Here is a 1,874-nt window from a genome sequence, read left to right as displayed (position 1 = left end):
AGGAAATCTAAATGATGGATTCAATTCAATTAGTGATTTCAATGTAGCCAATGCATTACCGTTAATTAAAAAAGAAGAAGAATACGTCCTTCCTCTATGCTATACCTTGAGTGAGTCCTCTTACGACACTCCATTTTATTGGTTCAATGAGGATAAGAAATATAGAAGCACCGCAATGGAGCACCGAGGAGAATTCACTGAAGATTTCTCCGAAAAAAGATTAAAGTTAGTATTTGGTGATAGGAATGTATTTTCAAACGTAAATATAATTGGCAAGGACGGAAATGTTGCTGGCGAGATCGATGTTCTTGTAGTTTTTTCTAATAGAGTAGTTGTAGTTCAAGCGAAGTCAAAAAAGCTAACGATTGAATCTAGGAAAGGGAATGATAACGTCCTAAAGGATGACTTTAAAAAGGCAATTCAAAACGCATATGATCAAGCATTGTCTTGCTCCAAACTTTTAGGAGACAAGAATTGTAAGTTTCTACTTAATGATGGTACGGAGATTTCAGTACCACGTGACTGCAAAGAAATATTTCCAATATGCTTGATATCAGAGCATTACCCAGCACTTAGCTTTCAAGCAAGGCAGTTTTTGAAGTATGAGGTTACCGAGGTGGTAGCAGCACCTTTTGTCATGGATATATTTCTGCTTGATGCAATGACTGAGATGCTGGAAACTCCGTTGCATTTTCTAAGTTATCTATATCGGCGAGCCCTTTATATTGAACGCCTGAACATATCACACGAGTTGACCGCCTTGTCCTATCATTTGAGGCTAAATCTTTGGCTTGAAAATGAATATGATTTTATTCACTTGAGTGATGACATTTCTTCCGACTTAGATGCCGCCATGATGGTCAGAAGACTTGGAATTGATGGCAATAGAACACCTGATGGAATATTGACCAGATTTGTAGGGACAAAAATTGGAAATCTCATAGAAGAAATTGAGACCCAAGAAGAAGCTGGGACTATTGATTTAGGGTTTATGCTGCTTACTCTGAGTGAGGATACGCTTAACGCGTTAAATCAAGGAATTGAGACCATTCTAAGTCAGGTAAAATCAGATAGAAAACACCATGATATAACAGTAGGCATCAGTGCGGGAAATACCGGACTTACAATACACGCAAGCTATGATTCGGATAAGGATTCTGCTGAACGATTACGAGGCCATTGCATTAGACGTAAGTATACCCAAAGGGCTGAAAATTGGTTTGGTATATGTTTAGATCCAGACACTGAAAAACTTAGATTTGGTCTGAAATTAAATTTTCCTTGGGAAAAAACTGATGAAATGGAAAAGAGTGTCGAAGGTTTAAAAAGAAAGGCTGTAGATGCTGCGCTAGCGACAACTAAAAAAATTGGGCGCAATGAAAAATGCCCCTGTGGTAGTGGGATAAAATACAAGAGATGCTGCCTTGTATGAATCATCGAAGTATCGATTATAAGCAATATGAAAAAATGTGTACAAGAGTCCGGCGTGTTGTCCTATAGCAAGTCAATCAACTTCGCGCCTACGGCGCCGGACACAGCAAAGCTGCGCCGGTTATTGAGGCGTTATGTATCTAACGTAATCCAAGTACCGCTAATATAGGAAGATGAAATGAAGACATCAAATAGCTCAATAATTCCGTTAGATCCTGATACTCAAAAAGAGCTAGAGGCAGTGCTGAAGGCAGGAAAAACTGCCAAGATAATGCTAGAAGGGTGTGATACTGTATTCATAATGAAGAAAGCTGAGAAGGGTAATGAATACGAACTGTCTCAGGTTACCTCAGAGTCGTCCAACGAAGCGATGCGCAAGGCTTTAGGGAACATCAAAGAACTAATCAAGTAAAATGAATAGAAAAATCATGGGGTCTACCATC

At 39.0% G+C, this 1,874-nt stretch carries 2 protein-coding genes; both read left to right on the top strand.

Going from position 1 to position 1,874, the window contains the following annotated elements:
- Positions 1-1,432, top strand: a 1,432-nt coding sequence (locus AC3AX0_RS10655) for a YecA family protein (protein WP_487550270.1), incomplete at its 5' end; no start/stop codon positions are given.
- 177 nt (positions 1,433-1,609) lie between these two features.
- On the top strand, positions 1,610-1,843 hold the full coding sequence (locus AC3AX0_RS10650) for a hypothetical protein (protein ID WP_487550269.1): 234 nt from the start codon (positions 1,610-1,612) through the stop codon (positions 1,841-1,843).
- Positions 1,844-1,874 lie beyond the last annotated feature (31 nt).

It is taken from the genome of Dethiosulfatibacter sp., assembly GCF_983023055.1.
This window is presented reverse-complemented; position numbering and strand designations above follow the sequence as displayed.

What these genes read in the sequence shown, in the direction of transcription:
- AC3AX0_RS10650 (WP_487550269.1), top strand. Translation starts at nt 1,610, where the DNA reads ATGAAGACATCAAATAGCTCAATAATTCCGTTAGATCCTGATACTCAA.